This window comes from uncultured Methanobrevibacter sp. (assembly GCF_946184425.1).
In the GTDB taxonomy this organism is placed as follows: domain Archaea; phylum Methanobacteriota; class Methanobacteria; order Methanobacteriales; family Methanobacteriaceae; genus Methanocatella.
The window spans coordinates 19,972-27,427 of the sequence record NZ_CAMHFP010000029.1; the positions used below are offsets into that span (position 1 = coordinate 19,972).

At 32.7% G+C, this 7,456-nt stretch carries 7 protein-coding genes; all 7 read left to right on the forward strand.

Annotated elements, in window-relative coordinates; genetic code table 11:
- The first annotated feature begins 337 nt into the window (after positions 1 to 337).
- On the forward strand, positions 338 to 1,633 hold the full coding sequence (locus tag Q0P94_RS07300) for an O-acetylhomoserine aminocarboxypropyltransferase/cysteine synthase family protein (protein WP_295115212.1): 1,296 nt from the start codon (positions 338 to 340) through the stop codon (positions 1,631 to 1,633).
- A 76-nt stretch (positions 1,634 to 1,709) separates the two neighbouring features.
- Positions 1,710 to 2,918: a cysteine desulfurase NifS gene (gene nifS / locus Q0P94_RS07305; RefSeq protein WP_295115214.1), complete on the forward strand. Its 1,209-nt coding sequence runs from the start codon at positions 1,710 to 1,712 to the stop codon at positions 2,916 to 2,918.
- A 2-nt stretch (positions 2,919 to 2,920) separates the two neighbouring features.
- The gene (gene nifU, locus Q0P94_RS07310; protein WP_295115215.1) at positions 2,921 to 3,295 is read left to right on the forward strand and encodes a Fe-S cluster assembly scaffold protein NifU; all 375 of its coding nucleotides are present in this window, start codon (positions 2,921 to 2,923) and stop codon (positions 3,293 to 3,295) included.
- A gap of 66 nt (positions 3,296 to 3,361) precedes the next feature.
- Complete coding sequence (locus tag Q0P94_RS07315; protein ID WP_295115217.1) at positions 3,362 to 3,727, forward strand: desulfoferrodoxin family protein; 366 nt, start codon at positions 3,362 to 3,364, stop codon at positions 3,725 to 3,727.
- Positions 3,728 to 3,901: 174 nt separating this feature from the next.
- Positions 3,902 to 4,327 carry a hypothetical protein gene (locus Q0P94_RS07320; protein ID WP_295115219.1) on the forward strand — a complete coding sequence of 142 codons (426 nt, stop codon included), beginning with the start codon at positions 3,902 to 3,904 and terminating at the stop codon, positions 4,325 to 4,327.
- 12 nt (positions 4,328 to 4,339) lie between these two features.
- Positions 4,340 to 6,601: a DHH family phosphoesterase gene (locus Q0P94_RS07325; protein ID WP_295115221.1), complete on the forward strand. Its 2,262-nt coding sequence runs from the start codon at positions 4,340 to 4,342 to the stop codon at positions 6,599 to 6,601.
- A 14-nt stretch (positions 6,602 to 6,615) separates the two neighbouring features.
- The coding region (locus tag Q0P94_RS07330; RefSeq protein WP_295115223.1) for a zinc ribbon domain-containing protein at positions 6,616 to 7,456 on the forward strand (841 nt) is incomplete at its 3' end.

Sequence of the window (7,456 nt, forward strand, 5' to 3'; positions counted from 1 at the left end):
TTTCTTATTTTTTTTGTTAATTATTTTATGTACAGTAGGTACAAGTTTAAATCAGTTTACATTCAATTTATGATTTCATAATTATTTTTTTTTAATTTTAGTTTTGAATTTTAGAGAATTCATGTAATTTACTATTTTTATCATTTTTTTCTAAAAATATAACAATGTTTATATACTAAAAATAACATATGTTATTTTTGTATAACATAAGTTATAATTAATTTTTGGCATATGATTTTGGTATGCAAAACATTTATATATAAAAAATAACTATTGTTATATAGTAAATATAACACGTGATATATTTTACTGAATCAAAAAATTAAGGTGATTATTAATGACAAATAAAAATTACGGATTAGCAACATTAGGTGTACGTGCAGGACAAACTCCAGACCCCGCAACTGGGGCTCAGGCAGTTCCAATTTATCAAACTACTTCATATGTATTTAAAGACTCAGATGAAGCTGCAAGAAGATTCGCCCTTCAAGAATTTGGACAGATTTACTCCAGATTAACCAACCCTACCAGTGATGTATTTGAAGCAAGAATTGCTGCTATCGAAGGTGGTAATTCAGGTCTTTCAACATCAAGTGGTCTTGCAGCAATTACATATGCAATTTTAAATGTAACTGAACCTGGTGACAACATTGTTTCTGCAGACAATCTTTACGGCGGAACTTACCAATTATTTAATTATACATTCAAAGATTTGGCACGTGATGTAAAATTTGTTAACTCACAGGACTTACAGGCTTTTGAAGATGCAATAGATGAAAAGACTAAAGCGATTTATGTTGAATCAATAGGAAATCCAAAATTAGATGTGCCTGATTTTGAAAAATTAGCAGAAATTGCTCATTCACATGATATTCCATTAATTGTTGACAATACTGTTGGTGTAGGACTTGTAAGACCTTTGGAACATGGTGCAGATGTCATTGCGGCATCAGCAACTAAATATGTTGGAGGTCATGGTACTGCTGTTGGAGGATATATTGTGGACTCTGGTAAATTCAACTGGGGTAACGGAAAATTCCCTAACTTCACAAAAGCAGATCCAAGTTATCATGGATTAGTTTTCTGGGATGCATTCGGTGATGTTCCGGAACTTGGTAATATTGCATTTACAGTAAGAGCAAGAGCGAGACTTTTAAGAGATTTAGGTTCTACCCAAGCACCTGTACACAGTTTCATTTTCCTTCAAGGACTGGAAAGCTTGGATGTGCGTGTTAAAAGACATTCTGAAAATGCTATTAAAGTTGCTAAATTTTTAGAGTCACATCCAAAGGTCAATTGGGTAAATTATCCTGGTCTTGAGTCCCACCCCACTTATGAAATCAATAAAAAATATTTGAAAGATAACTTTGCAGGTATTTTAGGTTTCGGTGTTGAAGGAGGAGAAGAGGCAGGACGTAAAGTAATTGAAAAATTAGAACTTTTCTCAATACTTGCAAACATTGGAGATGCAAAAAGTTTAGCTATCCATCCTGCAAGTACAACCCATCAACAATTGACTGCAGAAGAGCAGGAAGCTACAGGAGTTACACCTGATTTCATAAGGCTTTCTATCGGTTTAGAAGATGTTGATGATTTAATTGCTGATTTAAGTCAAGCGTTAGATAGTATTTAAGTTACTATCTAATCACTTAAAATTTATATGTTTAAAATTTTTATTTAATTAAAAAGACAATTGGGAGATAATGAAAATGTATTTGGATAACTCAGCAACTACTCAAGTTAGTGAGGAAGTATTTAAAGAAATGGAACCATATTTCACAAAAGAGTTTGGAAACCCTTCAACTCTTTATAAAATTGGTCGTGAATCAAAAAAAGCATTGGATGAGGCTCGCCAAAGAGTTGCAGATGCAATCAATGCAAAACCGGATGAAATTATTTTTACAAGTGGAGGTTCTGAATCAGATAACCTTGCTATCAAAGGTATTGCATTTAAATTGGCTAAAAAGGGCAAACATATTATTACCACCAATATTGAGCATCCTGCTGTTAAAAATACTTTAGGATTTTTGGAATCACTGGACTTTAAAGTAACATACTTGCCAGTTTATGAAGATGGTTTGATTAGAATTGAAGACTTGGTTGATGCAATTACTGACGAAACAATCCTGATAACCATTATGCATGCGAATAATGAAATAGGTACTATTCAGCCAATTGAAGAGATTGGTAAAATTGCCCGTGAAAAAGGCATAAAATTTCACACTGATGCAGTTCAAAGTTTCGGTAAGATTGAAGTGGATGTTGAGAAATTAAATGTTGATTTACTTTCATTATCTTCTCATAAAATTAATGGTCCAAAAGGAGTTGGGGCTTTATACATTAAAAAAGGAACTCGTGTCGTACCACTTATTCATGGTGGCGGACAGGAAAAAGGAATAAGATCAGGTACTGAAAATGTTCCTGGAATTGTAGGATTTGGAAAAGCTTGTCAAATTGCAGCTGAAAACCTCGATGAACATTATAAAAAGTTATCTTCCATTCGTGATGAACTCATAGAAAAAGTATTGGATAATATTCCGGAAGCTTACTTGAATGGTGATAGGGATACTAGACTTCCAAATCTTGTAAATTTCAGATTTAAGGCTATAGAAGGTGAATCATTAATTCTTTTATTGGATGCTAAAGGATATCAGGCTTCAACAGGTTCTGCATGTTCTTCTAATACTTTGGAGGCATCTCCTGTATTGACTGCATTAGGTTTGGATCCTGTTGATGTTCATGGGTCACTTAGAATTTCACTTGCACCTGAAAGTGATACTTTTGATGTTGATGAATTTGTTAATGTTATTGCGGAAGCAGTTGAAAGATTAAGACAAATGTCACCATTATGGAATCAGGAACTTGATTATGATGGTGTAATGTGTAAAAAACATGAAGATAATTGTAGGATGTGTTAATTATGGATTATTCTGAAAAAGTAATGGATCACTTTGCTAACCCAAGAAACTGTAGAAAAATGGAAGATGCAAACGGTGTTGGAACAGTTGGAAACCCAACTTGCGGAGATTTAATGACAATTTATATTAAGGTTAATGATGATGAAGTAATTGAAGATATCAGTTTTCAAACATTTGGTTGTGGGGCAGCTATTGCAACTAGCAGTATGATTACTGAAATTGCTGTTGGTAAAACCGTGGAAGAAGCATTGAAAATATCTAGAAATGATGTTGCAGATGAATTAGATGGACTTCCTCCGATAAAAATGCATTGTTCAAATCTTGCCGCTGATGGTCTTCAGGCAGCAATTGAAAATTATTATGAGAATAACCAATAGGTTATCAATAAGAATATATACTTTGATGAATAAAATATCTTTAATCTATTTTAGGAGATGTTATATATGGCAAAAATTTTAAAATGTGACGAATGTGGAAGTATTATCCAAGTTTTTGTAGATGGAGAAGGTGACGCATGTAATGCACACATGCTTGAAATTCCTGTACAAACTGAAGGTGATAAATCTCCAAAACACAAACCTGTAGTTGAAATTGACGGAGATAAAGTAACTGTAAAAGTCGGTGAAGCTGCTCACCCAATGGATGATGATCACTATATTCAATTTTTAGTTGTTGAAGCAGGTGCAGAACAATATGCAAAATGCTTCAAACCTGGAGATGTTGCAGAAGCAACTTTCACAGTAAATTCAACTGATGATGTGAAAGCATTAGCATTCTGTAATTTACATGGACTTTGGTCCAGCGAATAAGTTTAAAATTTATTTTAAACTTCTTTTTTTATTATTTTTTGTTCATAAAAAATTTTAAATAACTTATTTTATATAGTATATATCGTGTCTAAATATATTAAACTAATAATTTTTATTTTGATTTTGGGTATTGTTTCATATGCTATTCTTTTTATAGATAGTTCTGTAGATAATATGAACAAGTTGATGCCTGAAATTAGTGATGGTATTGTTCATGGCGACAATGATTATAATGATGCTGTCAACTTGGTCAATGATAAAAATTATGAAGAGTCAATGAATAAAGCCATTTCAGCGGGTAATAATTATAACAATAGTCTGAATAAATTATATATTTTGCAAAATAATTTTACCACAGATGTTAATCAGGTTCATAAGGATTATATTAATAATACCATTTCAGAATTGGAGTTAAAATTAAAGGCTGTCGATAAACTGAAAGAAGCTATTGAATGTTTTGAAGGGCATTATAATGCTACCGGTAGTGAAAATGGCTTTGAAGCGAATGATTTAATGAATGAATCAATGCATTATAAAGATATTAGAGATTCATTAGTTGTCAATAACTCTAAATTATTTAAGCAAAATTTTATTATATGATGAGGTTTTAATGTGAAAACTAAATGTCCTAAATGTAAAGGAATAGGTTCTGTCGTAGTGGACTATAAGGAATGTGATGCCTGTGGTGGAACAGGTTATGAAGATGATGCATTTGATGTGGGTAATCATTTTAAAGGTGTTAATAATAAAGCAAGAGCAAAATTTGATTTAGGTGCTGAACAGGATATTCCTTGTGAAGTATGCAATGGAAAAGGTCAAGTGGAAGTTTTTGAAGATTGCCCGTATTGTAGAGGAACAGGTCAAGTTAATGTTTGTAGGGACTGTGGAAAATTAATTGATGAGAAATATGATGTATGTCCTGAATGTGAAGAGAAAAGGAAGGCTAAAAAAATGAAGCATGATGAATATGTGGCTCGTGAAAATCAAGTTAGGGATGTTTATGTACTTGATTCTTTATGTGAAATGAGAGATATAGATAAAGATAAGTTATACAAAGGAAGAATTACAAGAATTGAACGTTATGGTGCTTTTGTTACTTTAAATAATAATGTTTGGGGATTGATGAGAGGTGATGTCTCCGAATATAATGTTGGCGATGATGTTATTGTATTTATTACTGCAATAAAATTCAGAGAACATAAGATTGACTTGGCTCCGGCATATGTGGGAAAATATAATCTCATAAGATTAACAAAATCCATTCCAAGAACTTTGATTGGAAATTTAGAACAAAAAAAGGGAAAAGTAGTCAGAATTGATGGTGAAGTTCAGCAAATTCAGCAAACTTCTGGACCAACAATATTCATAATTAATGATGAAAGTGGCGTAACTGAAATTGCTGCATTTGATAAGGCTGGTGAGAGATCTTATCCAGAAATTGAAGTCGGTGATGCTGTTCAGGTTGTAGGTGAAGTCAATGAACATGGTGGAAAAACACAAATTGAGTCATCTTCAATGACAAAACTTAATGAAGATAATGCTAGAAAGCTACGTACTTTAATAGATGATGCATTAAATAAAAGAGCTGAACCTGAAGATGTTGATTTCTTAGTCAAAAGTGATGTTTTAAACAGACTTAAACCTAAGATGAGGGAAGCCGCCCGTAAAATCAGAAGGGCAATTCTTGATGGAAGGACAATTTTGCTAAGACACCACAACGATGCTGATGGTATTTGTGCAGGAGTTGCTATGGAAAAGGCATTAATCCCATTAATTGAATATGCAAATCCTAGCAATGATGCCCAATATTATTACTTTAAAAGGTCTCCAAGTAAAGCACCGTTTTATGAACTTGAAGATGTAGTTAAGGATTTGTCTTTTGCACTTGAAGACCAGGAAAGGCATGGTCAGAAATTGCCTCTTATTGTGCTTTTGGACAATGGTTCTACAGAAGAGGATATTGTAGCTTTAATGCAAGCAAAAATTTATGATATTGAAGTTGTTGTAATAGATCACCACTCTCCAGGTGAATTGTTGACAAAAGATGAACGGGACGGTGAAATTTATGGGGCAACCGTAGCCGTAGATGAGTATGTTGACACTCATGTTAATCCTTATTTGGTAGGTGGAGATTCACAATTAACTGCAGGAGCACTTGCAACAGAAGTTGCACATATAATTAATCCTGAGATAAAAGATTTGATTAAACATTTGCCTGCCGTTGCTGCATTGGGTGACCATGCTGAATGTGGTGAAGTTTATCAGTATTTGCAATTGGCCAGTGAAAAAGGATTCAGTAAGGAGCATTTGGCACAAATTGCAGAATGTGTTGATTTTGAGGCTTATTTCTTAAGATTCATGAATGGTAGGGGAATTATGGATACAATTCTCGCTGTAGACAATTTGGATAAGCATGATAAAATGATTGATGCTTTATACAAGGAATATCTAAAAAGAGTTGATACACAACTTAAAGCAGCACTTCCAAATATTAAGAAAACTCAATTTGATAATGGGATTTACTTCAATATTATTGATGTTGAAAAATATGCTCATAAATTCACATTCCCTGCTCCTGGAAAAACCTGCGGTTTTGTCCATGATAAAGTAATTAAGGAATTGGGTGAGGATAAACCTATTGTTACATTGGGACATGGGCCTGATTTTGGAGTATTTAGAGCAACTGATGCTGTAAATGAACAATATGGATTTAATGTAAATGACATTGTGTCTGTTTTAGCACAAAGAGTTCCTTCAGCCGGAATTGATGGTGGAGGACATGAATGCGCCGGTTCTATTAAATACATTGAAGGATTAAGTGAAGATGTTTTATCAGAATTAGTTAAAGAAATTCAGAATATGAATAAAATCTAATTTAATTAGATATCATGGCTTTAGAAAATTATTGTAGGAATTGTGGAAATAGAATACATATTAATGAACCTTTCTGTACAGATTGTGGTTGTAAAACAGGTTATTCGGATGATGGTAAACTATTAGTTTTCACACCGCCAATTCATGATATTGGGTTTTTTGATTTTAGCATTGATTTTTCACCATACATAGAGAGCAATAGAAAAGATTTCAAATATGAAATCTGTTCATGTGGATATCTAAATGAAGTTGATAATGAATATTGTTATATGTGTGGTGCAAAAAGAACTCAAAGTAGATTGTCTAAGATATTAAAAAATCAATCCAAACCTAAATATGAGTTGGGAAATACATTGTGTGATTGTGGTCATGTTAACAAGAAAGATAATGTTTTTTGTGAGATGTGTGGAAAGCAGTTACATTACAATTCAACTAAAATTCATGATAATTACAGTAATTTTAATTTAGAGTTTGAAGATTCAATATTTTGTTTTTGTGGTGGGGAAAATGAGAAATTTTCTCAATTTTGCAAGAATTGTGGATTGCCTCTGCAGAATTATGGTGCATCTTCGGATGTTTCTATCTTGTGTACCTGTTCTACAATAAATGAAGTTACTTCAGATTATTGTATTGGCTGTGGAAATAATTTAAAAAATGAAAATTCTGTTATTGTATGTGTTTGCGGTCATAAAAATAAAACTGGATCTAAATTTTGTGAAACATGTGAAAGACCGTTAAATCCGAAAAAGGTCATCAAATCAAAAATTATTTGCACATGTGGTGAAATCTTGGATTGGGATACTGATTTTTGCCATAATTGTGGAAAGAATATCCGGAGGGTAATTGTCCTTAAAA